Genomic DNA, 23,861 nt, shown 5'->3' on the forward strand with positions numbered 1-23,861 from the left:
CTTTTGCGTTTCGTCCCAAAATTGGGACACCCCCTTGCGGGATGAGCGACGATCAGATCGTCGCTCCCCTTACTCAGGCAACCTTCTCGGCAGCCGCATCCTTGACAAAGGCCTCAGTACATTTGGCCATCGTCACCGATGCACGGCTGATCGGGTCGGTCATATAGAAATTGCGAACCGGCGAGGTGAAGCCATCGGACTTCATGTCGCCTGCCTTGCCGAAATCGGTCCATTCCGCCTTGGTCGGAACGTTCAGCGACGCGAAGGTCGGGCTGAGTTCCACCATGCGTTCACGAACAGCATCGATATTGTTGTATGGCAGGGTCAGATCGAGCGCACCGGAAAGTGCACGGACAATCGCCCAGTCCTCACGCGCGTCACCAACCGGGAAGATCGCACGCCAGCCCTGCTGGGCGCGGCCTTCGGTGTTGACATACGTGCCGTTCTTTTCGGTGTAGGCAGCACCCGGCAGGATCACGTCCGCTGCCTGTGCACCGGCATCGCCCATCGCACCCTGGTAAATGACAAATGCCTTTTCCAGTTTGCTCATGTCGACTTCGTCGGCACCGAGAAGATAGACAACTTCGATATCGCCTTTGGCAGCGCCATCGAGAATGTCGTTGGTTGCAAGACCGCCCTCGCCCGGCACGAAGCCAAGATCAAGACCGCCAACACGCGACGCTGCGGTGTGCAGAACGTTGAAACCGTTCCATTCACCAGCAACCATGCCGTATTTCTCGGCAATTGCGCGGGTCGCTGCGAGAACAGCATCGCCGTCTTCACGGTTCAGCGCGCCCATGCCAACGATGATCATCGGCTTTTCAGCAGCTTTGAGAACCTTGGCGAAGTCGTTCTTGCCATCCAGGATTTCCTGAAGGGTGTCCGGACCGGCACCAAGATAATCGTTCTTGTAGGTCGGATCCCACTTTTCACCGATGATGCCGACTTTGAAATCACCGGCCGTCGAACGCCAGCGCTTACGCAGGCGGGAATTGATGATCGGTGCTTCGGCACGAACATTGGCACCAACGATCAGGCAGGCATCTGCCTCGTCAATGCCAGCAATGGTGCTGTTGAAGATATAGGAAGCACGCGGGCCGCCAATCTTCGATCCGTCCTGACGACAATCAAGGTTCGCCGAACCCAGCTTGCCCATCAGATCTTTCAGCGCCGTCATCGATTCACAATCGACCGTGTCACCAGCAAGGGCGGCAATCTTTTTGCCATCCAGCCCGGCAACCTTCGCCTTGATCGCAGCAAATGCTTCGTCCCAGCTTGCCGGCTGCAGTTTGCCATCCTTGCGAACATACGGACGGTCAAGACGCTGACGCTTCAGGCCGTCAATGGCATAACGGGTTTTGTCCGAAATCCATTCTTCGTTGATGTCTTCGTTGGTGCGCGGCAGAACGCGCAGCACTTCGCCGGTACGGGCATCGATACGAATGTTCGAGCCAACCGCGTCCATGACATCGACGCTATCGGTTTTCTTGAGCTCCCACGGACGCGCGGTGAACGCATACGGCTTGGAGGTCAGAGCCCCGACCGGGCAAAGGTCAACCAGGTTGCCCGACAGTTCGGAGTTGATTGACGCTTCGATATACGGTCCGACCTCGGTGTCCTCGCCACGGTAGACAGCACCCATGGTGCCGACACCGGCGACTTCCTCGGAGAAGCGAACGCAGCGCGTGCAGTGAATGCAACGGGTCATGATCGTTTTGACGATCGGGCCCAGTTCCTTGTCCTTCACGGCACGTTTTTTCTCGGCGTAACGTGAAGAGTCAAAACCATAGGCCATAGCCTGGTCCTGCAGGTCACATTCACCGCCCTGGTCACAAATCGGGCAATCCAGCGGATGGTTGATCAGCAGGAATTCCATCACGCCATTGCGTGCTTTCTTGACCAGATCGGAATCGGTTTTGATCACCATTCCATCTGCCGCAGGCATGGCACAGGATGCGACCGGTTTCGGCGCACGTTCCATTTCCACCAGACACATACGGCAGTTGCCGGCGATTGACAGGCGTTCGTGATAGCAGAAACGCGGGATTTCCTTACCGGCCTCTTCACAGGCCTGAAGGACTGTCGCCCCGGCTTCTACTTCAACTTCAATACCGTCAACTGTTAGTTTCGGCATGTCTCAATCCCTCTCAACAGGCCTCTCTCAGGCCGCGATCCGTGCGCGATATTCCTTGATCCGACGTTCCATTTCGGGACGGAAATGACGGATAAGGCCCTGAATCGGCCATGCAGCAGCATCGCCAAGCGCACAAATGGTGTGGCCTTCGACCTGTTTGGTCACATCCCACAACAGATCAATCTCATCGAGCGTGGCTTCGCCGCGGACCATGCGCGCCATCATGCGCATCATCCAGCCGGTACCTTCACGGCACGGCGTGCACTGACCACAGCTTTCATGCTTGTAGAATTCCGACAGACGCGCGATCGCATAGACAATGTCAGTCGACTTGTCCATGACGATCACAGCCGCCGTACCAAGACCCGAGCCCACTTCACGCAGACCATCGAAGTCCATCAGCACGTCGTCGCAGACGTCTTTTGGCATCAGCGGAACCGAAGAACCGCCCGGGATAACCGCAAGAAGGTTGTCCCAGCCGCCACGAACGCCGCCGCAATGCTTTTCGATCAGTTCCTTGAGCGGAATGCTCATGGCTTCTTCGACAGTGCACGGCTTTTCAACGTGGCCGGAAATGGCAAACAGCTTGGTGCCGTGGTTGTTTTCACGACCGAAGCTCGAGAACCACGAACCGCCACGACGCAGAATGGTCGGAACGGCGGCAATCGATTCAACGTTGTTCACCGTGGTCGGGCAACCATACAGACCGGCGTTCGCAGGGAACGGCGGCTTGAGGCGCGGCTGACCTTTTTTACCTTCGATACTTTCGATCAGGGCGGTTTCTTCGCCGCAGATGTAAGCACCGGCACCGAGATGCAGGTAAAGGTCAAAGTCCCAACCCGAACCACAGGCGTTTTTACCGATCAGACCGGCATCATATGCCTCGTCGATCGCGCGCTGAAGGTTGGATGCCTCGTGATAGAACTCACCACGGATATAGATATAGGCTGCATGCGCATTCATCGCGAAGCTGGCCAGAAGGCAACCTTCGACCAGGGTGTGCGGATCATTGCGCATGATTTCACGGTCTTTACAGGTACCCGGTTCGCCTTCATCGGCGTTGACAACCAGGTAGCTCGGACGACCGTCAGATTCCTTGGGCATGAAGGACCATTTCAGGCCAGTCGGGAAGCCAGCGCCCCCACGACCACGCATACCGGATGCTTTCATCTCGTCGATGATCCAGTCACGGCCTTTTTCGATCAATGCCTTGGTACCATCCCAGTTACCACGGGACTGCGCGCCTTTAAGGCCGAAATCCTGGAAACCATACAGGTTGGTAAAGATACGATCCTTATCCTGCAGCATATCAGGCGTCCCCTTCGCTTGCATCAGCGTCCTGCGGGGCTGCACCGCAGCCACAGAATGCCTTCAGAACCTTCGGACCATCGATCGGCTCACACCCTTTGCGGCCGCTCTGCGGGCCGGTTTTCGGCTTCTCGCCCTTTTTGAGGGCATCGAGGATGGCCTTGGTGCTTTCCGCAGTCAGGTCTTCGTAATAATCGTCGTTAATCTGCATCATCGGGGCGTTAACACACGCACCAAGGCATTCAACTTCGATCATGGTGAACTGACCGTCTTCGGTGGTTTCGCCAACGCCGATGCCGAGTTCCTTTTTGCAGGTATCGACAACGTCGGCAGAACCGCGAAGCCAGCACGGGGTCGTGGTGCAGACCTGGATGAAGTTCTTACCCACCGGGGCAAGGTTATACATCGTATAGAAGGTCGCGACCTCGTAGACGCGAATGGCCGGCATTTCGAGCATGTCGGCAATGTAATCCATTGCGACGGTCGGAACCCAGTTACCCTCGGTCTGACGCTGTGCCAGATCAAGCAGCGGCATGACCGCGCTCTGCTGGCGGCCTTCCGGATACTTGGCGATGATCTTCTTTGCCTTTTCCTGATTTTCAGGCGTGAAAGCAAAGCTGGTCGGTTGAAGCTCTTTCGGAGCTGGTCTTCTCAAATGGCTCATCGGTCAATCTCACCGAACACGATATCTAGCGACCCGATATTGGCAACGACGTCGGCCAACATGTGACCTTTGGACATAAAGTCGAGGCCTTGGAGATGCGGGAACCCCGGGGCGCGGATTTTGCAGCGATACGGACGGTTCGAGCCATCCGAAACAAGATACACACCAAACTCGCCCTTCGGTGCCTCGACCGCGGCGTAGCATTCGCCGGCCGGTACGTGGAAACCTTCGGTGAAGAGTTTGAAGTGGTGAATAAGGGCTTCCATCGAACGCTTCATCTGAGCGCGCGACGGCGGTGCCACTTTATTGTTTTCAACAATAACAGGACCATCCGGCATATTTTTGATGGCCTGCTTGATGATTTTCAGCGACTGCCACATTTCTTCAAAGCGGACAAGGAAGCGGTCATAGCAATCGCCGTTCTTGCCGACAGGAATGTCGAAGTCGAAATCTTCATACGAGTCATAAGGCTGCGATTTACGCAGATCCCATGCCATACCCGATGCACGAATGTTCGGACCGGTGAAGCCCCAATCAAGGGCCTCTTCCGCACTGACGATCCCGATATCAACCGTACGCTGTTTGAAGATACGGTTGCCCGTCAGAACGCGGTCAAAGTCCTTCAGGAAGACTTCGTACTGATCTGCCCAGGCATCGATATCATCGAGCAAACCGGCCGGAAGATCGGCAGCAACGCCGCCCGGACGGAAATAGTTGGCGTGAAGACGAGCACCACAGGCGCGCTCATAGAATTCCATGAGCTTTTCACGTTCTTCGAAGCCCCACAGAAGCGGGGTCATCGCACCAACGTCCAGTGCAAACGCGGTCAGGTTCAGAATGTGGTTCAGAATACGACCGATTTCCGCATAGAGAACGCGGATATACTGGGCACGCTTGGGCACTTCGACGCCCATCAGCTTTTCGATGGCCAGGCAATATGCATGTTCCTGGTTCATCGGTGCGACATAGTCGAGACGGTCGAAATACGGGGTCGCCTGAATATAGCTCTTATATTCGATCAGCTTTTCCGTACCACGGTGCAGAAGACCAATATGCGGGTCGGAACGTTCGACGACTTCGCCATCCATTTCCAGAACCAAACGCAGAACGCCGTGCGCCGCAGGGTGCTGCGGGCCGAAGTTCATGGTCATGTTTTTGATTTTTTGTTCGGACATCAGGCGTTGCCCTCCGCCTTTTCATCACCCGGAAGAACATGCTGGATGCCTTCCCACGGGCTTTCGAAATCGAAATTACGGAAATCCTGAACCAGTTTGACCGGCTCGTAGACAACACGCTTCTGTTCATCGTCATAACGCACTTCGACATACCCGGTCAGCGGGAAGTCTTTACGCAGCGGATGACCTTCGAAACCGTAATCGGTCAGGATACGGCGGGGATCCGGATGATCGGCGAAGAAGATACCGTACATGTCCCACGCTTCGCGCTCGAACCAGTCGGCGGCGCTGAAAAGCGAGACACAGCTTGGTACCGGGGTGTCTTCGTCGGTGCGGACCTTCACACGAATGCGCAGGTTATGCTTCAGAGACAGCAGGTGATAGACGACGTCGAAACGTTCGGTACGTTCCGGATAGTCGGCACCACAAACATCAATCAGCTGCTTGAACAAGCAGCCGGTATCATCCCGAAGGAAGGTCAGAACTTTAAGGATATCATCGCGCTTGGCGACGATGGTCAACTCGCCGTAACGAATCTCGCTTTCGAGAATTTCGTTGGCCAGCTGGGACGCCACCAGATCTTTCAGATCTTTCAAAGCAGCGCTGTTATCGCTGAGCAGTTCGCTCATGCAAGCCCCCTATTACGGATCAGCGTGTCAGGACACCGGTACGGCGGATTTTCTTTTGCAGCTGCATCACGCCGTAAATCAGCGCTTCTGCTGTCGGCGGGCACCCCGGAACGTATACGTCCACCGGGACAACGCGATCACAACCGCGAACCACCGAATAAGAATAGTGATAGTAACCGCCGCCATTGGCGCACGAGCCCATCGAAATGACCCAGCGCGGCTCTGCCATCTGGTCATAGACCTTACGCAGTGCCGGGGCCATTTTGTTGGTCAGGGTACCAGCAACGATCATCACGTCCGACTGACGCGGGCTTGGGCGGAAGACCAGACCATAACGGTCAAGGTCGTAACGCGACGCAGCGGAATGCATCATCTCAACAGCACAGCAGGCCAGACCGAAAGTCATCGGCCACAGGGAACCGGTGCTTGCCCAGCTTGCAAGTTTATCGAGATTGGCAAGGACAAAGCCCTTGTCGTTCATCTCGTCAAACACGCCCTTAAGCAGTGCATCCTGATCCGAACCGGGTGCCAGGGGTGCGCCTGTATTGGTGCTCACTCCCATTCCAAAGCTCCCTTCTTCCATTCGTAGATAAAGCCGACCGTCAAAACAGCCAGGAAGATCACCATCGATACAAAGCCGAACGTCCCGATATCACCGAGGGTAACAGCCCACGGGAACAGGAAGGCGACTTCGAGGTCGAAAATAATGAACAAGATTGCGACCAGATAGAACCGGACGTCGAACTTGATGCGCGCGTCTTCGAACGGCGCAAACCCGCATTCGTAAGCGGACAGTTTCTCAACATCCGGTGCCTGCTTGGCAAGAACCAGCGACGCGATGACGATTACCGCCGAAAGACCGACGGCGATCCCGATGAACACCAGGATCGGAAGATATTCCGAAAGAAGCTCTTGCATCTCTCTGACCTCTCAAGAACAGGCCTTTTGACCCGACCAGGTCCCCACCTGGCCCATTACGGCGCACCATAACGTATGCACCGCACAAGTTCCAGTCCTCAAGCGTGTTTAACACGCTCAAAGAACGGAAACTTTCTAAATCTTTCTACCGTTTACTATCGTCCGATATCGGGCTGGACGTCGAGATGATCAAGACCCAATCGTGCGAAGCAGTATTAGCAACACATGAAAAGGCGATCGCGGAAAAGACAATTCGCCCGACAAAAGACAACAGATGATGGATCATGGCGCGAGCGACGAGACTTGAACTCGCGGCCTCCGGCGTGACAGGCCGGCGCTCTAACCAACTGAGCTACGCCCGCTAAATGACCATCAATCGGCGCGCCTTTGTTAGACCACACCCCAAACCAAGTCAAGCAGCTAGCAACGTTTTCAACCCATTCGACAATTGCGTTTCCACACATCACCCGCTGCGGGGCAATTTCGCCCCGGATTTGTACAGCATTAATCAATTCTGTACATTTAGGGGGCTTTATACCTATGGGGCTTTGCAAAGGGGTGTCGGCTTTTATAGAATTGTTGACAAATAACCCCTATCTTACGGTGCGATAGAGGCAGGTTCGGGAGTCAGGTTCCAACCCCGAACAGAGTCATTACGACGGAGAAGACCACCCGTGGGGCGCGTTAAAGAAGAATACAGATCACTGGCCGGACCTGAAAAGGCAGCGATTCTCATGCTTGCTCTTGGGGAAGAGCACGCAACCAAGATGTTCAGCATGATGGATGACGAGGAAATCAAAGAGATTTCCCAAACCATGTCGAGCCTGGGTACGATCAACTCCAATATCGTTGAGCGCCTTTTTGTCGAATTCGCTGACCAGCTTTCTTCAACCGGGTCGCTGGTGGGTTCGTTTGATACCACAGAACGCCTGCTTTCCAAGGTTCTGCCCGAAGACCGTGTCAACGGCATCATGGAAGAGATCCGCGGTCCTGCGGGTCGCACCATGTGGGACAAGCTGAACAACGTGAACGAAGCGGTTCTGGCGAACTACCTTAAAAACGAGTATCCGCAGACCGTGGGCGTGGTTTTGTCCAAGCTCAAACCCGCACATTCTGCGTCGGTTCTGTCGCTTTTGCCGGAAAACTTCTCGATGGAAGTCATCATGCGTATGTTGCGCATGGAAGCGGTTCAGAAAGAAGTTCTTGATAACATTGAAAAGACGCTGCGCACCGAGTTCATGTCGAACCTTGCGCGCGGTTCGCGTGGCGACAACCACGAGCTGATGGCGGATATCTTCAACAGTCTGGACCGCCAAAGCCAGGACCGTTTCCTTACTGCGCTTGAAGAACGTAACCGTGACTCGGCCGAGAAGATCAAGGCCCTCATGTTCACCTTCGAAGACCTTGCGCGCCTCGACAACAACGGCGTTCAGACGCTGCTGCGTCAGGTCGAAAAGGACAAGCTTGCCCTAGCACTGAAAGGCTCGACCGATCAGATGCGCGACTTGTTCTTCAAGAACATGTCCGAACGTGCCGGCAAGATGATGAAGGAAGATATGGATGCGCTTGGCCCGGTCCGTCTGTCCGACGTCGAAGAGTCGCAAATGATGATCGTCCAGCTGGCCAAGGAACTGGCTGCACAAGGTCAGATCGTTATCTCCGAAGGCAGCGGCGAAGACGAAATGGTCTTCTAGACCCGGCATCGAAATCACAGAAACACCAAAGGGACAGTCAAGGCTGTCCCTTTTTTCGTTCTCCGAACGCGCCTAACTGCCAAGCCGCGGCCAAGCACCCTGCCCTAGCCGAGAATGACGTTGGGCGTCGGATCGGTGATTGACTGGATTTCCCAGCGCAGACGGTTCTGGCCGCTGACTTCCCGGAATTCAGCGGCATTGTGGCTGCGCACGCCAGCCGTCGTGCGCACCTCGATCTTGCCGGTCATCTGATAGCCAAGGGCAGTCAGGCGGTCCTGATACTGATCGGGGACAAAGCCGCCCCGAATTTCGACGGTGTTTCGCTCTGAATGGAAGAACATTTCCAGTATGCGCGATTGCCTGCGGACAAAGACAAAGCTTTTCTCGCGCATGATGTTGCCGCGCTTTTCATAAACGAGGTTAAACACACCCCGTCCACTATAGGTGAGCTGCCTTACCGCCGAATCGCGCTTGAGATCGGCCAGAACAGCCGCGACCTTTTCCTTCTCGCCCTCGGCATCCAGGCTTTTGTCGAGCAGACCCTGCGTGATGTTTGGCTGGACCAGTAGTCCACGATAGCTCAGCCGATAATCGCCGTTACGCTCCATGGAAAGGTCAATGGTGAACGCTTCAGGCAGATAGCAGCTAGCCAGCATCAGCGGCAGGCAGAGAACGATCAGAACCTGACGGATGCTGCTCCAAGCCCGACGCGACAACCGCTGTGGCGCCGCCGCATGGCAAACACGTTCACGATTGGTAGGATGCTGGGCCGGATTGCTGTTCATCTTGAAGGTTCCGATTCTCTTGATCATGGGATCAACAGTGCCCGTCTGGCGGGCAAGCGTCAACTTTTACAGATGCTTATCGCCCTGCCCGCCCACTACCTGGGCAAAGCCACGTGACGCTTTGTCATGACACATTAAAGGACCGATATAACAATGGATAAGTATTCTGTGCGCTTAGCCGCCTTGGGAAGCCGTTTTGCGCTTAAGAGGGACACCGACAAAGGCTGGAACCCGAAATGAAAAAGGCAGCCTTTAGGGCTGCCTTTTTCATGGTGGGTGATGAGAGATTCGAACTCCCGACCCTCTCGGTGTAAACGAGATGCTCTAACCAGCTGAGCTAATCACCCTTTTGCAAACCGCGCTGTTCTGCGGAAGCGGGGCGGAACTTACCATGGTTTTCCCAAAAAGCAATGCCCACTTTGCATAAAAATGTAACTTCTATTTCAAGGCGGATTATCGTCGGTGATTGGTCAACCAAAACCCGCTATTTCGGCCCGATTTCGCGCCATTTTGCGGTCCTCTACCCCACGCGCGCTCTGTTGCCGGAGCAATCAACAATCAGGCGCGTGATTCGCGTGGGTGCAAAAACAAAAAAGGCAGCCTTTAGGGCTGCCTTTTTGATGGTGGGTGATGAGAGATTCGAACTCCCGACCCTCTCGGTGTAAACGAGATGCTCTAACCAGCTGAGCTAATCACCCGTTGCTTTGGGAACGACGGCTCCGAAGCGGAGCGGAACATAGCATGGATTTTCCAAAAAGCAATGCCGGTGACACAGGTCACCGGCATTTATTTCAAAGAACTTCGTCAAACTTAGTTGACGGCGTCCTTCAGGCCTTTACCAGCCTTGAACTTCGGCTGTTTCGATGCCGGAATGTCGATTTCTTCACCGGTGCGCGGGTTGCGACCTTTTGAAGCAGCGCGAGCAGCGACAGCGAAGGTACCGAAACCAACCAGACGAACTTCGTCGCCGGATTTCAGAGAATCGGTGATGGAATCGAAAACAGCGTCAACCGCTTTAGCAGCGTCAGCTTTGGACAGATCAGCTTTAGCAGCTACACTTCCAACGAGATCGTTTTTGTTCACTTCCTGGCCCCCTTGTTTGGACGTTCGGAGTTATGAGGAAATTTGGTTTGCCCCAAACCTGTTGCATGCGCAGTGTAAGCAGGTCGCAAACATCTCGTCAATGCGAGAGACGCAGTTTTCTGCGGTTTTTGACGTTTTTTTCGATTTTTTGCGCTTTACACCAATCCCGACATGTTCCTGCGCCGATTCTTGGGCAAAGTTATCCACAGAAAAAGGGGAACGACGTGGTCGTTCCCCTTGTTTTCTGCCGGTTATGACGATCTTTAGTGAGTCGTCACACCGCCGATATCCGATTCTTCGCCGTCCTTGGATTTGACAGCAACATCATCAACCTCTTCTTCCCATTCGATCGGGACAAGCGGATTGACCAATGCGTGGCTCAGAACTTCGTCAACATGGGACACCGGAATGATTTCCATGCCACGTTTGACGTTGTCAGGAATCTCTTCGAGATCCTTTTCGTTCTCCTGCGGGATCAAGACGGTTTTCACCCCACCACGCAGAGCAGCCAGAAGCTTTTCTTTCAAACCGCCAATCGCAAGCACCCGGCCACGCAGGGTGACTTCACCCGTCATCGCAACGTCCTTGCGCACCGGATTGCCCGTCAGAACCGAAACAACCGAGGTCACCATGCCCACACCGGCCGACGGGCCGTCTTTGGGCGTTGCCCCTTCGGGCACGTGAACGTGGATATCACGTTTTTGGAACAGGGTCGGCTTGATCCCGAAATCAACTGCACGCGAACGGACAAACGAGGTCGCCGCCTGAATGGATTCCGTCATGACTTCACCGAGTTTACCGGTGGTTTTCATGTTGCCCTTACCCGGAACGGTGACCGCTTCGATCTGAAGCAGATCGCCACCAAACTCGGTATAGGCAAGACCGGTTACCACACCGACCTGATCTTCACCCTCGGTCTCGCCGAAGCGGAACTTACGGATGCCGGCATATTTGCCAAGGGTGCGCGGGGTCACACGAACCGTTTTCAGATTTTCAAGCATGATACGCTTGGTCGCCTTACGGGCCAGTTTGGCCAGTTCACGTTCGAGGCTACGCACACCGGCTTCGCGGGTGTAATAACGGATCAGATCACGAAGTGCTTCGTCCGAGATGCTCCATTCCCCTTTCTTCAGGCCATTATCCTTGACCTGCTTGGGAATGAGGTGACGTTTGGCGATCTCGACTTTCTCGTCTTCGGTGTAACCGGAAATCCGGATGACTTCCATACGGTCAAGCAGCGGCTGCTGCATACGAAGCGAGTTGGCCGTGGTCACGAACATCACATCCGAAAGATCGTAATCGACTTCGAGATAGTGGTCGTTAAAGGTCGCGTTCTGTTCTGGATCCAATACCTCAAGCAGGGCCGAGGCCGGATCACCACGGAAGTCCGAACCCATCTTTTCGATCTCGTCGAGAAGGAACAGCGGGTTGGAATATTTCGCCTTTTTCATGCCCTGGACAATCTTGCCCGGCATGGACCCGATATAGGTCCGGCGATGACCGCGGATTTCAGATTCATCGCGTACGCCACCAAGCGACATGCGCACGAAGCTGCGCCCGGTCGCATTGGCCATGGATTTACCAAGCGAGGTTTTACCAACGCCGGGAGGACCAACGAGACAAAGGATCGGGCCTTTGACCTTTTTGGTACGCGCCTGAACAGCTAAATATTCAAGGATGCGTTCCTTGACCTTTTCCAGACCGTAATGCTCTTTATCAAGAACCTTCTTGGCCTTTTTCAGGTCATGGGAAACACGCGAACGCTTGTTCCACGGAATGGACACCATCCAGTCAAGATAGTTGCGCACCACGGTGGCTTCTGCCGACATCGGGCTCATATTGCGCAGTTTCTTGAGTTCTGCCTGTGCCTTTTCCTTGGCTTCCTTGGGCATTTTGGCCTTGTTCAGCTTCTCTTCGATTTCAGAAGCTTCATCCTTGCCATCTTCACCCTCGCCCAGTTCCTTCTGAATGGCTTTGAGCTGTTCATTCAGATAGTACTCGCGCTGGGTTTTCTCCATCTGGCGTTTGACGCGGTTGCGGATTTTCTTTTCAACCTGCAACACGCCAATTTCGGATTCCATGAAGCCGAAAATACGTTCCAGACGATCGCCAACAAGCTTGGTTTCCAAAAGCTCCTGCTTTTCGGAAATCTTGAGCGACAGGTGGGAGGCCACCGTATCGGCAAGCTTGGCCGGTTCTTCGATCTGGTTGACCGAGACCAGAACCTCAGGCGGAATTTTCTTGTTCAGCTTGATGTACTGTTCGAACTGGGTGACGACAGAACGGGCCAGCGCTTCGAGTTCGCTGTCATCCTCGTCACTGTCTTCACGCACCGAACCATAGGCCTGGAAGAATTCAGGGTTATCAACATAGCCGGTAATTTCGGCCCGTTTCCCGCCTTCAACCAATACCTTGACGGTTCCGTCCGGCAGCTTGAGAAGCTGCAAGACAGTTGCGACAGTACCAATTTCATAGAGATCTTCGACAGCCGGATCATCAAGACCGGCGTCTTTCTGGGTAACAAGCAGGATCTGCTTGTCTTCACGCATCACATCTTCGAGTGCACGCACCGATTTTTCACGTCCGACAAAAAGCGGAACAATCATGTGCGGGAACACGACAATGTCACGCAACGGCAGCACCGGGTATATTTCGCCACGCGCCAATTCGACCATTATGTTCTATTCCCTAATCTGAGCCGTAACGCTGCTGTGCGGTCCTTTCATAGGCCCCGCAGGCAACGCGAACATGTTTTAGATAATCGTTAGATAATCTGAATTTCCCGCACCGCAATAGATGCCGGTGCGGGAATTAAGTTCAGGCAGTGTTTTCAACACCTTCGCGACGCTCTGCATGGATCAGCAACGGTTTTGCCTTTCCTTGTACGACGTCGGCATTGATCACGATTTCCTCGACGCTTTCCATGGTCGGCAGATCGAACATGGTTTCAAGCAGGATGCCTTCCATGATCGAGCGCAAACCACGCGCACCGGTCTTGCGTTCAATTGCCTTATCAGCAATCGCCTTGAGCGCATCCGGCTGGAAGGTGAGTTTCACATCTTCCATATCGAACAGGCGCTGATACTGCTTGATCAGTGCGTTTTTCGGCTCGGTCAGGATCTGAACCAGAGCGTCATTGTCGAGGTCTTCAAGCGTTGCAAGAACCGGCAGACGACCGATGAATTCCGGGATCAGACCGAATTTCAGAAGGTCTTCCGGCTCAACTTCGCGCAGGACATCACCAGCACGGCGTTCATCAGGGCCGCGAACATCGGCACCAAAGCCGATTGCGCTGCCTTTGCCACGCTGCGAGATCACCTTGTCCAGGCCAGCGAACGCGCCGCCAACGATGAACAGGATGTTGGTGGTGTCAACCTGCAGGAATTCCTGTTGCGGATGTTTCCGGCCGCCCTGCGGCGGAACGGAAGCAACAGTGCCTTCCATGATCTTGAGCAATGCCTGCTGCACGCCCTCGCCCGAGACATCACGGGTGATGGACGGGTTGTCGGACTTGCGCGAAATCTTGTCGACTTCGTCGATATAGACGATGCCGCGCTGGGCACGCTCGACATTATAGTCAGCAGCCTGCAGCAGCTTGAGAATGATGTTTTCGACATCCTCACCCACATAACCGGCTTCGGTCAGGGTGGTGGCATCTGCCATGGTGAACGGCACATCAAGAATGCGGGCCAGGGTCTGGGCCAGAAGCGTTTTACCGCAACCGGTCGGACCGACCAGCATGATGTTTGATTTCGCCAGTTCGATGTCTTCATTCTTGCTGGCGTGATGCAGGCGTTTGTAATGGTTGTGAACCGCTACAGAGAGAACTTTCTTCGCATGGCCCTGACCGATGACATAGTCATCAAGGACCTTGCAAATCTCTTGCGGAGAAGGCACCCCGTCTGCCGATTTGACGAGATGGGTTTTGTGCTCTTCGCGGATGATGTCCATGCAAAGCTCGACGCATTCATCACAGATGAACACGGTTGGACCGGCGATGAGCTTGCGAACCTCGTGCTGGCTCTTTCCACAGAAAGAACAGTACAGAGTGTTCTTGGAGTCCCCGCTATTCGATTTGCTCATACAAACCCCAATTACGTTTGACGTTATCTTTTATCGCCATGTTAGCCGGTAAACGATACCGATCTCAACGTTTAATCTGCGCTTTTCGGCTTTATGGCTTCAAGTTTGATATGGGTTCGCCACTGTAGTTGCGAAACCCCTTGCATTAATCACCTAAACGTTCCGGCAGCCTGCAAGTTCCGAACATCAACACCAAAGCCAGCGCATACACTTGTCTATGACTTAAAACTGCCATGAGGCAAGACATAAAAAAACGCCCCGGCAGATCACCGGGGCGTTTTCACCAATCACACTTGGGTGATCAGTCTTTCTTTTCATCACTTTCCGACTTCGGACGCGAGGTAACGACCTCATCGATCAGACCGAATTCCTTGGCCTGATCCGGGGTGAGGAAGTTGTCACGCTCCATTGCGTCTTCGATGGTCTTGAGATCACGGCCGGTATGTTCGACATAGATCTCGTTAAGACGCTGACGCAGAGCCAGAATTTCACGGGCGTGAATTTCGATGTCCGATGCCTGACCCTGGAAGCCGCCAGACGGCTGGTGGATCATGACACGCGCATTCGGCAGGCAGTAACGCTTGCCTTTTGCGCCGGCCATCAGAAGCAGCGAGCCCATGGATGCCGCCTGCCCCATGCACACTGTGGAGACATCACAACGGATGTACTGCATGGTGTCATAGATGGCGAGACCCGAGGTCACAACACCGCCCGGTGAGTTGATGTAAAGCGAAATGTCCTTATCCGGATTTTCCGATTCGAGGTGCAGCAGCTGAGCACAGATCAGTGACGACATGCCGTCATGGACCTGACCGTTGATGAAAACGATGCGCTCTTTGAGCAGCCGCGAAAAGATGTCATAGGCACGCTCGCCACGGCTGGTCTGTTCAACGACCATCGGCACAAGCGAATTCATCTGTTCTTCAATCATCAACTGCAATCTCCCTGCATGATCCTAAACCGTTTCCGGCCGGATTACTTCTCTTCGGATTTGTCAGCAGCTTTTTTAGCGGCCGGCTTCTTGGCTGCAGCTTTTTTGGCCGGGGCTTTTTTAGCCGGAGCCTTTTTCTCTGCGTCCTTTTTCGCCGGTGCCTTTTTAGCAGCCGATTTCTTCTTCGGAGCTTCGTCTTCCTCTTCAGGCTTCAGAAGTTCTTCAACCGAAACGGTTTTTTCTTCTACCTTCGCGAGTTCGACGATGTAATCAACGACCTTGTCTTCATATACAGGGCCCTGAAGCGCCTGCAAGGCCTGCGGGTTATTTTTATAGAATTCGATAACCTGCTGTTCCTGACCCGGATATTTCTGGGCTTCTGCAACGAGGACCTTGTTGACGTCTTCCTGAGTGACCTGAATTTCGTTCTCACGGCCAACTTCTGCGAGCAGAAGGCCCAGAAGAACGCGACGTTCTGCGATTTCGCGGAACTCGGCGGTCAGCTCTTCTTCAGACTTGCCTTTGGTTTCGTCGTCTTCCTGACCAGCTTCACGGGCCTGTTTGATCTGGCCAATGATGCCTTCCAGTTCGTTATCTACCAGCGAAGTCGGCAGTTCGAAGCTGTGGTTTTCGGCCAGGGCGTCAAGAAGCTGACGCTTCATTTTCTGACGGGAAACCGATTCGTATTCGCGACCGAAGTCCTTGCGAATGGCGTCTTTGAGGGACTCAAGGCTTTCCTGACCGAGTTTTTTGGCCAGTTCGTCATCCAGCTCAGCCGGTTTCTTTTCCTTGATTTCCTTGACGGTTACGTCGAACTCGGCGTCTTTGCCGGCCAGTTCTGCTGCACCGTATTCGTCCGGGAATTTCACTTTGACAACGATTTCGTCACCAGCGTTCACACCGGTCAGCTGATCTTCGAAACCTTCGATGAAGGAACCGGAACCGAGTTCGAGTTCGTAATCTTCGGCTTTACCGCCTTCGAACGCTTCACCGCCGATTTTGCCGAGGAAGTCGATCACGACAACGTCGCCAGCTTTGGACTTGCGCTTGCGTGCGAGCGGAGCGGTCGTACCCTGTGCGGATGCGATACGCTCGAGGGTTTCGGTCACTTTGCTGTCGTCAAGTTCAACAACTTCACGGGTCAGCTTCAGCTTTTTGAAGTCCATCGCTTCGATGGCCGGAATGATTTCGACTGCGATGTCGAATTCCAGATCGCCGCCTTCATCGAATTTGGTGACTTCGATTTTCGGCTGAACAGCCGGGCGCAGATCATTGTCGTTCAGAACCTTGCCGGTGTTTTCGTTGACAGCGGCTTCAAGGACTTCACCCATGACAGCCTGGCCATAACGCTGGCGCAGGAGTTTCGCCGGGATTTTGCCCGGACGGAAGCCCGGCAGGCGAACCTGATCCTTGATCTCGTCGAGTTTGGCGACGACTTTTTCTTCGATGTGTGCGGCGGGCACGACGACTTTGAACTCGCGCGCCAGGCCTTCGTTTTTGGTTTCAGTAACCTGCATAGATAACTCTTTTGCTTGGTTCGAATAATGTCCGTTACGCGACGCAGTCCGGACGTCAGAAAGTCAATATGACTAAACGAATATGGGTCTCGATCAAATTTTCAGCTGCTTATGGTACGGGTGAAGGGACTCGAACCCCCACGGATTGCTCCACTGGAACCTAAATCCAGCGCGTCTACCAGTTCCGCCACACCCGCACACAAGCATAGAATTCACTCCGGTCACACCGGAATGAGTGCGCCTTAATACAAACTTCGATCCCCTCATGCAAGCATCGCCTTTTCGACAATCGCAATCTTGTCGAAAATAACTGCAAAACATGGCCTGAAATGAGGGTAATCAAGCGATTTTGGATATTGGATGCGCTAACGCAGAAGCCGTTTTACCGCACTTGAAACCGCAATTTTGCCCTGCCCGACATAACTTTCGTGATTTTTTTCGATGGTGGAGAGGTCATAAAGATAGTTCACCATCATCCCGAATGACTGATTCCAGCCATTTTCCTTGCCATTGCCGTTCCAGTTCAGGCGTTCGACCCGCGCGCCGTTGCTAAGATGGAAATGCGCGACCGGATCAAATGCGGTTTCCATACCCGGCCGCTTGGCATTCAAGAGATACCAGGCCGTCAGATATTCGATATTGGTCCGTGTGCGTTCGGATACCGCGTCGGGGCTGGTTGCCGGGGGTTTTGGCCCCATCAGGTCATCACAATCATTGAGGGCCGCCTCAATCACCTTGGGCAGGCCGGTTTCCTGGCCCTTTGCCATGGTATCAAGCTGCCGGTCCATCCAGTTGCGTAAGGCCGGGATTGGCGACAGGGTGGAGAATTGTTTGAGGTGCGGCAGATCGCGTTGAAGTTCTGCCACCACACGCTTGATCAGGAAGTCGCCAAAACTGATCCCGGCGAGACCTGCCTGCGCGTTCGAGATCGAATAGAAGATCGCTGTATCGGCTTTGGGGCCATTGTCCGCTGCGCCTGTGACGTCATCCTTGCTTTCGATCAGGGCGTCGACATTGCCGGCAATGCCGTTCACAAGCGCGACTTCAACGAATATCAGCGGCTCATCGGGCATACCGGGATGAAAGAAGGCAAAGCAGCGCCGATCTGACGCCAGACGGCGTTTCAGGTCATCCCAACTTTGAATGGCGTGAACGGCTTCATAGGCGATGAGCTTTTCCAGAAGAGCTGCCGGTGAATTCCATGTAATGCGTTGCAGCTCCAGAAAGCCGATATCAAACCAGCTTGCCAGCAATGTCTTGAGGTCGCGTTCGAGAATGGCAAGGCCCGGGGCCTGTTTACGCCAGCGCAGTAGATCGGCCCGCAGATCAACCAGAAACTTCACACCTTGCGGTAAGGAGTTGAATTCCTTGAGGATTGAGCGAAATGGCGGCACCAAAGCACTGCGTAGCTCGGTCTCCAACAATGCCTGTTCGGCCAGATCGTCGGCCGCCGTCCAGTCGGACATGACGGCGGCCACCCGGTCGCGATCAACACCGAACTCATTGACCAGAAGATGCAGGAAGTCACGTTTGCCCGCATCATCCAGACGCAGGAAATCATGGCCCAAGGCAGCCGCACGGGCACGGGCCGAGACCGCCCCACCGCGCCTGGCCAGACAGTCAGAAATCTGTTCGCGCCACCGGTCATGGCGGGTTTGGCTTTCATCAAAACCAAGGCCGCGCACCACGGGGCTATCACGCAATTCGCGCCAAGCGCCACGCAGATTATCAAGGGTTCTGTCGAGAAACGTCTGAGACATGCCTGTCTCCCACTCCGATATCAGAAGAACTTCAATTCGTTTCCTCAGGGCGCGCTGTTCCCGTCGCAACGCGCCATATCGTTTTTATATCGGTTGATTATACACCAAGTGCCAGCGTGCCGGATGACTTATTGGGCGGCAAAACGCGCTTTATCCCTTTTTGCGCGACGCCAGCCAGAGTTCGCGCAAAACGCCGGGAAGATGTTCCGGGATATCTTCGGCAATCAGGCCGGGACCGATATCTGCGCCTGCGCGCGCATGCAGCCACACACCCATGCAGGCGGCATCAAAGCTGTCCATGCCTTGTGCCATCAATCCACCGATGATCCCGGCCAGAACATCGCCCGATCCGGCGGTTGCCAGCCAAGGCACATCCACCGCACTGATTGCCGCCCGCCCATCAGGGGCCGCGATCACGGTATCTGCCCCCTTGATCAGAACCGTCGCACCACAGCGCTTGGCAGCGGCCCGCGCCCGACACAGCTTGTCGCCGGTGATATCGGGAAACAGGCGGGCAAATTCGCCCTCATGCGGGGTTAGGACGGTTGGCCCCTGCACGGCGAAACACAATGTAGACGGATCTTCGGCAAAGCTTGTGAGCGCATCGGCATCCAGAACCGTCGCACGACAGAGATGCAAAAGCTTCAGCACCAGCGCGCGGGTTTCATCACCCACACCAAATCCTGGGCCAATGACAAAGGCATTATGGCGGCAATCATTGACCAGCGTATCGAACGACGTCATCGGGGCCGTCATATTTCCCGGCGCATCGGATGCATAGACAGGCAATGCAGAGGCCTCGGATACGATGGTCAGAAGACCAACACCGGACCGCCGTGCAGCACGGGCTACAAGGCGCGTAGCACCGGTCATGGCACTGCCGCCAAAAGCCAGAAGATGGCCGCGATGGTATTTATGGCCTTCCAGACCCGGCCAATGAATGCCTGCGCGCCACAGAACCGGATCGTTACGCCAACAGGCAGGCGCAATATCAAGCACCGTCTGATCCGTAATCCCGATATCGCGTACCGCGAGCTCGCCACACATCAACCTACCGGGCAAAAGGTAATGCCCGGGCTTGGCCCGGCAAAAGGTCACGGTCAGGTCCGCCTTGACGCCAACGCCCAAGACCATGCCGGTGTTGCCATCAACCCCGGATGGCACATCGACCGCAACAACGCTGCACGGGCTTGAATTAATCGTCGTGATCAGTTCGGCCAGATCACCACTAATCGCACGCGCAAGCCCCGCGCCAAAGATGCAATCAACCACCAGATCCGCGCCGACGACAAGTGCTGGTGACAACCGTTCGGTGGCACCTTCCCAGCGCGCAGCATGCAGGGCGGCATCACCTTTGAGGTCCGCGACATCGCCCATCAGGCCCAACCGCACCGACCAGCCTTCGTCACGCAGCAGCTTGGCAATGGCAAAGCCATCGCCGCCATTATTGCCGGGACCACACAGCACAGAGACGGAACGCGGCGACCAGTGACGAATGATTTCCTCGAACACGACGCGACCGGCGTTTTGCATCAGAACGTCACCGGGGGTGCCGCCTTCGATCGTGCGGCGGTCTGCTTCGTACATCTGATCGGTTGTCAGGATTTCAAACATTTGCCCCCGTCATCCTTGTCGTGATCTCTTAGCTTTATGCTGTGTATTGCATCAGCATTTAAAACAGGTCCAGTCGACTGTAGCCATTTAAATTTCACCCCACTATATTGCAGCGAAATTCGCAAGTCAGATAGTTGGCAGAAAGGCTGACCGTCTGATCGCATCACGGAACTTCCGCAGCAAGGCTTTGCCCGCATGCATGTTGTCATCATGGGCGCCGGGGTCATCGGGACAACGGCGGCCTGGTATCTTTTGCAAAATGGCCATCAGGTCACGGTGGTTGATCGCCAGCATGCCAGTGCGCAGGAAACAAGCTTTGCCAATGGCGGTCAGATTTCCGCCTGTCACGCGACGCCGTGGGCCAATGCATCCACCCCGAAACAGATCATTAGCTGGCTTGGGCGCGAAGAAGCGCCGCTTCTGGTGCGGATGCGCTTTGATCCGCAGCTGTTTTCATGGGGTTTGCGGTTCTTGCGCAACTGCACGGATGCGCGTGCAAAGCGCAATCTGGAAAAGGCGCTTCGGGTTGCGATCTATAGCCGTGATTGCCTTCGTGCGCTAAGGGCCGAGCTTGATCTGAGTTACGATCACAGCACGCGCGGCATCCTGCATATCTGCCGTAATGAGCAGGATATGGCCGCGGTTGAAAAGGCCACCGCGCAGATGCAGGAATATGGCCTGAACCGCAGGCTGGTTTCCCATGAAGAGTGCCTCGAGATCGAGCCAGCCTTGCGCAGCTCGAACGCCCCGATCATCGGCGGCAGTTTTACCCCGGATGATGAAAGCGGCGATGCCCGCAAGTTCACCGAAAGCCTGAGCGCGCATTGCATTGCCAAGGGGGCGGACTTTCGCTTCAACACCACGATCACCGGCCTTAGCCGTGATCAAGGCAGGATTACCGCGGTTCAAACCGATGCAGGCACGATCAATGCGGACGCGTTTCTTGTCTGCCTTGGCAGTTACAGTCCGCTAATGCTGCGTCCGCTTGGCGTCAAGTTGCCGATTTATCCTTGCAAGGGTTATTCGATCAGCATTGATACGACCGGCCATTCCGGCGCGCCTGAAACGGCGTTGATCGATGATAGCGTGAAGATGGTGTATTCGCGACTTGGCGCACAGCTTCGGGTTGCAGGCACCGCAGAACTGGACGGTTATGACCTGCGTATGTCGCCTAGGCGACAGCAACTGATCGTTGATAAGGCACTGGAATTATTTCCGAATTCTGGTGATCGCGCCAACATAAGGTTCTGGGCGGGTTTGCGCCCCGTAACACCGGATTCTGCCCCTATTCTTGGCGGCACAAAGTATGGTAATCTTTACCTCAATACGGGGCATGGGACGTTGGGTTGGACTATGAGTTGCGGATCCGCAAAAGCAGTCGCCGATCTTATCAGCAATAAATCACCTGACATCTCTTTGACGGGGCTGGGTATCGCACGCTTCTAGCGGCGACCTTAAAATCATGGGATCACGTGCCGACATGACCAGCAACACACCAATTGGCTCAACCAGTGTGCCATTGGCGGATCAGGTTGTTCTGAACGCCCTGCCCTATGCTGCCGTCATTTGCGATCGCAGCGGCATTGTCATGCAATGCAACGAGGCCATCGCACGCATGATTGGCGTTTCACGCGACCGCATGATTGGCCGCAAGGCCGGCTTTATCTCCAAAGGTTTGATGAGCGACATCGAAGACGTTTTTTCGTCTGGCCGGACCTGGCGTGGGGATATCATCCTCGTCGGGGCGTCCAAGGAAAATCATGTTTGCGATCTATCCATCGCCCCGCTTGAGTATTTCCAGAACAATGAAACGCGTACTGCAGTTCTGATGACGCTTCTTGAAAATGATCGTCAGAAACAGGCCGAACGCACCCTGATGGAACAAAACCGCAATCAGGCGGATGCCAACGCGTCGAAATCCGACTTCATCGCCAATATGGGTCATGAGTTGCGCACACCGCTTAATGCGATCATCGGCAACTCCGAATTGATTGCCCATGGCGTGCTTGGCGATTTGCTGGATGGTTATCGCGATTGCGGGCGTGACGTTTATGAAGCTGGCAAGCACCTGCTTGAGCTGGTCAATAACGTTCTTGATGTCTCGAAGTTGTCTGCCGGCTCGATGACCCTGCAGCTTGAAGAGGCTGATCTGGGTTCTGTGATGCGCGATGCGGCACGCCTTGTCGGCGATGATATTTCGCGCCGCGGGCATGAGCTGCAATTCGATCTGCCCGAACAGCCCGTTTCAATGCCGTGTGACAAGCTGAAGCTTAAACAGATTCTGATCAATATTCTTAGCAACGCGGCAAAGTTCACGCCCGAACATGGCAAAATCCGCCTTGGCCTATCCACCACGGACGAAGACGTCACTTTTGCGGTCGAGGATAATGGGGTCGGCATGAGCCCGAATGACATTCCGCGCGCACTTGCCCGGTTCTCGCAACTCCATCCGTCGGGGGTGAAGGAAAGTGTCGGCACGGGCCTTGGCCTGCCACTTGCCAAACTTCTGGTCGAGCTGCATGGCGGGCGGCTTAGCATCGAAAGTGCGGTTGGCAAGGGAACGACGGTGCGCATTACCCTACCGCGCCCGTAACCGTCCAATTCATGCCATATGACAAAAGACCCGCCGCGGAACATCCGGGCGGGTCTTTTGGTTTATCGGGGTCTTACTGTGCCGCGGCAGATTGATTGATCTGGTCGTGACGCGCGACGACTTCGCGGGGCCAGCGGCTTTTGATGTAGGACAGGCTGGCAATGATTTCCTCGTCACTCAGCACCCCTTCATAGCCCTGCATCGCGGATTTGTAATCTCCGCCCGCCATGGCAGCCGGGCCGTATTTTGTTAGCGCAACCAAAACCACATCAGGATGATGCCAGGTATGGCCGGTTTCATCATGGGGCGGTGCGGGAAGCATTCCATCCGGGCCGCGTTCGCGCCAGTTGGCCTCCCCCTGAAGCTTTGCACCGTGGCAGGACGCGCAATTGGCGTCATAGACCTTCTTGCCAAGGGCGACCAGTTGCAGATCATCCGGGCGCAGCTCAACATTCTGATCCGTGCCGGCAGGGATAAAGTAGCTCACGATGCCATACATGATCGCCGCACCGATCAGCGCGCCGAGCGCCATAACGCCTTTATTGTTCAATTTTCTCTCTCATCTTCATTCGGGTATCGGGACGCCTTAGCGCGCAAGATCATTAATAATCGGGCAGTTCGGTCGATCATCGCCATGGCACGACTGCACAAGATCGGACAGCGTATCGCGAAGGCTTTGCAGCTCGGCAATCTTGCGTTCGATCTCACCCAAATGGGTCTTGGCGATTTTCTTTACATCGGCGGATGCCCGGTTGCGGTCCTCGTAAAGGGACAGCAACACACGGCAATCCTCGACCGAGAAACCAAGCCCACGGGCACGCTGCAGAAAGCGGAGCTTGTGCAGGTCATCCTCGTCATAATCGCGATAGCCGTTGGCCAAACGGCCCGGCGAGACCAGCCCGATATCCTCGTAATAGCGGATGGTCTTTGCCGGAAGGCCGCATTCAATTGCAGCATCGGAAATATTCATGGC

The 23,861-nt window shown here is 54.9% G+C and carries 20 protein-coding genes and 4 tRNA genes; 3 read left to right on the forward strand and 21 right to left on the reverse strand.

Going from position 1 to position 23,861, the window contains the following annotated elements; translation table 11 throughout:
• Window positions 1-73: 73 nt before the first annotated feature.
• The 8 genes from nuoG to UF64_RS01170 form a co-directional block, all read right to left on the reverse strand.
• Window positions 74-2,134 carry an NADH-quinone oxidoreductase subunit NuoG gene (gene nuoG, locus UF64_RS01135; protein ID WP_044826787.1) on the reverse strand — a complete coding sequence of 687 codons (2,061 nt, stop codon included), beginning with the start codon at window positions 2,132-2,134 and terminating at the stop codon, window positions 74-76.
• A gap of 27 nt (window positions 2,135-2,161) precedes the next feature.
• The gene (gene nuoF / locus UF64_RS01140) at window positions 2,162-3,442 is read right to left on the reverse strand and encodes an NADH-quinone oxidoreductase subunit NuoF (RefSeq protein ID WP_044826898.1); all 1,281 of its coding nucleotides are present in this window, start codon (window positions 3,440-3,442) and stop codon (window positions 2,162-2,164) included.
• 1 nt (window position 3,443) lies between these two features.
• The gene (nuoE, locus tag UF64_RS01145; protein ID WP_044826788.1) at window positions 3,444-4,106 is read right to left on the reverse strand and encodes an NADH-quinone oxidoreductase subunit NuoE; all 663 of its coding nucleotides are present in this window, start codon (window positions 4,104-4,106) and stop codon (window positions 3,444-3,446) included.
• The gene (locus tag UF64_RS01150) at window positions 4,103-5,281 is read right to left on the reverse strand and encodes an NADH-quinone oxidoreductase subunit D (RefSeq protein WP_044826789.1); all 1,179 of its coding nucleotides are present in this window, start codon (window positions 5,279-5,281) and stop codon (window positions 4,103-4,105) included. Before UF64_RS01150 ends, nuoE begins: the two co-directional genes overlap by 4 nt.
• Window positions 5,281-5,910, reverse strand: coding sequence for an NADH-quinone oxidoreductase subunit C (locus UF64_RS01155; RefSeq protein WP_044826790.1), 630 nt, complete (start codon window positions 5,908-5,910; stop codon window positions 5,281-5,283). Before UF64_RS01155 ends, UF64_RS01150 begins: the two co-directional genes overlap by 1 nt.
• Window positions 5,911-5,929: 19 nt before the next feature.
• Entirely contained in the window at window positions 5,930-6,472 is a 543-nt protein-coding gene (locus UF64_RS01160; RefSeq protein ID WP_044826791.1) for an NADH-quinone oxidoreductase subunit B family protein, read from the reverse strand.
• Window positions 6,463-6,828 carry an NADH-quinone oxidoreductase subunit A gene (locus UF64_RS01165; RefSeq protein ID WP_008891231.1) on the reverse strand — a complete coding sequence of 122 codons (366 nt, stop codon included), beginning with the start codon at window positions 6,826-6,828 and terminating at the stop codon, window positions 6,463-6,465. The genes UF64_RS01160 and UF64_RS01165 overlap by 10 nt, the downstream gene beginning before the upstream one ends.
• A gap of 285 nt (window positions 6,829-7,113) precedes the next feature.
• Window positions 7,114-7,190 (reverse strand) — tRNA-Asp (locus UF64_RS01170).
• Window positions 7,191-7,502: 312 nt separating this feature from the next.
• Between UF64_RS01170 and fliG the strand changes: the two genes are divergently transcribed.
• Window positions 7,503-8,522, forward strand: a complete 1,020-nt coding sequence (gene fliG / locus UF64_RS01175; RefSeq protein WP_044826792.1) for a flagellar motor switch protein FliG — start codon at window positions 7,503-7,505, stop codon at window positions 8,520-8,522.
• A 104-nt stretch (window positions 8,523-8,626) separates the two neighbouring features.
• On the opposite strand, the gene UF64_RS01180 is transcribed toward fliG, so the two are convergent.
• The 11 genes from UF64_RS01180 to UF64_RS01230 form a co-directional block, all read right to left on the reverse strand.
• Window positions 8,627-9,307, reverse strand: a complete 681-nt coding sequence (locus UF64_RS01180; protein ID WP_235284924.1) for a hypothetical protein — start codon at window positions 9,305-9,307, stop codon at window positions 8,627-8,629.
• 270 nt (window positions 9,308-9,577) lie between these two features.
• Window positions 9,578-9,654, reverse strand: a tRNA-Val gene (locus tag UF64_RS01185).
• Between the two features lie 274 nt (window positions 9,655-9,928).
• Window positions 9,929-10,005 (reverse strand) — tRNA-Val (locus tag UF64_RS01190).
• A gap of 112 nt (window positions 10,006-10,117) precedes the next feature.
• Window positions 10,118-10,390, reverse strand: coding sequence for an HU family DNA-binding protein (locus UF64_RS01195; protein ID WP_008891813.1), 273 nt, complete (start codon window positions 10,388-10,390; stop codon window positions 10,118-10,120).
• 263 nt (window positions 10,391-10,653) lie between these two features.
• Window positions 10,654-13,065, reverse strand: a complete 2,412-nt coding sequence (gene lon, locus UF64_RS01200) for an endopeptidase La (protein ID WP_044826794.1) — start codon at window positions 13,063-13,065, stop codon at window positions 10,654-10,656.
• A 142-nt stretch (window positions 13,066-13,207) separates the two neighbouring features.
• A complete protein-coding gene (gene clpX, locus UF64_RS01205) occupies window positions 13,208-14,473 on the reverse strand; it encodes an ATP-dependent Clp protease ATP-binding subunit ClpX (RefSeq protein ID WP_044826795.1) in 1,266 nt (421 codons plus the stop codon).
• A 301-nt stretch (window positions 14,474-14,774) separates the two neighbouring features.
• A complete protein-coding gene (clpP, locus tag UF64_RS01210) occupies window positions 14,775-15,404 on the reverse strand; it encodes an ATP-dependent Clp endopeptidase proteolytic subunit ClpP (protein ID WP_044826796.1) in 630 nt (209 codons plus the stop codon).
• 44 nt (window positions 15,405-15,448) lie between these two features.
• Window positions 15,449-16,921 (reverse strand): trigger factor, encoded by a 1,473-nt coding sequence (tig, locus tag UF64_RS01215; RefSeq protein WP_044826797.1) that lies wholly within the window; start codon window positions 16,919-16,921, stop codon window positions 15,449-15,451.
• Window positions 16,922-17,033: 112 nt separating this feature from the next.
• A tRNA-Leu gene (locus tag UF64_RS01220) sits at window positions 17,034-17,118 on the reverse strand.
• Between the two features lie 168 nt (window positions 17,119-17,286).
• Entirely contained in the window at window positions 17,287-18,681 is a 1,395-nt protein-coding gene (locus tag UF64_RS01225) for a malonyl-CoA decarboxylase (protein ID WP_044826798.1), read from the reverse strand.
• A 150-nt stretch (window positions 18,682-18,831) separates the two neighbouring features.
• Window positions 18,832-20,295 (reverse strand): bifunctional ADP-dependent NAD(P)H-hydrate dehydratase/NAD(P)H-hydrate epimerase, encoded by a 1,464-nt coding sequence (locus tag UF64_RS01230; RefSeq protein ID WP_044826799.1) that lies wholly within the window; start codon window positions 20,293-20,295, stop codon window positions 18,832-18,834.
• A gap of 195 nt (window positions 20,296-20,490) precedes the next feature.
• Between UF64_RS01230 and UF64_RS01235 the strand changes: the two genes are divergently transcribed.
• Both UF64_RS01235 and UF64_RS01240 read left to right on the forward strand, forming a co-directional pair.
• Entirely contained in the window at window positions 20,491-21,741 is a 1,251-nt protein-coding gene (locus UF64_RS01235) for a D-amino acid dehydrogenase (protein ID WP_044826800.1), read from the forward strand.
• Window positions 21,742-21,757: 16 nt separating this feature from the next.
• Window positions 21,758-22,888: a PAS domain-containing sensor histidine kinase gene (locus UF64_RS01240; RefSeq protein ID WP_235284925.1), complete on the forward strand. Its 1,131-nt coding sequence runs from the start codon at window positions 21,758-21,760 to the stop codon at window positions 22,886-22,888.
• Window positions 22,889-22,961: 73 nt separating this feature from the next.
• On the opposite strand, the gene UF64_RS01245 is transcribed toward UF64_RS01240, so the two are convergent.
• Together UF64_RS01245 and cueR are read right to left on the reverse strand one after the other, a co-directional pair.
• Window positions 22,962-23,438, reverse strand: coding sequence for a cytochrome c (locus UF64_RS01245; RefSeq protein WP_044826801.1), 477 nt, complete (start codon window positions 23,436-23,438; stop codon window positions 22,962-22,964).
• A 36-nt stretch (window positions 23,439-23,474) separates the two neighbouring features.
• Complete coding sequence (cueR, locus tag UF64_RS01250) at window positions 23,475-23,858, reverse strand: Cu(I)-responsive transcriptional regulator (RefSeq protein ID WP_044826802.1); 384 nt, start codon at window positions 23,856-23,858, stop codon at window positions 23,475-23,477.
• Between the last annotated feature and the right edge of the window lie 3 nt (window positions 23,859-23,861).

The organism is Thalassospira sp. HJ, from assembly GCF_000948415.1.
Classification (GTDB): Bacteria; Pseudomonadota; Alphaproteobacteria; order Rhodospirillales; family Thalassospiraceae; genus Thalassospira.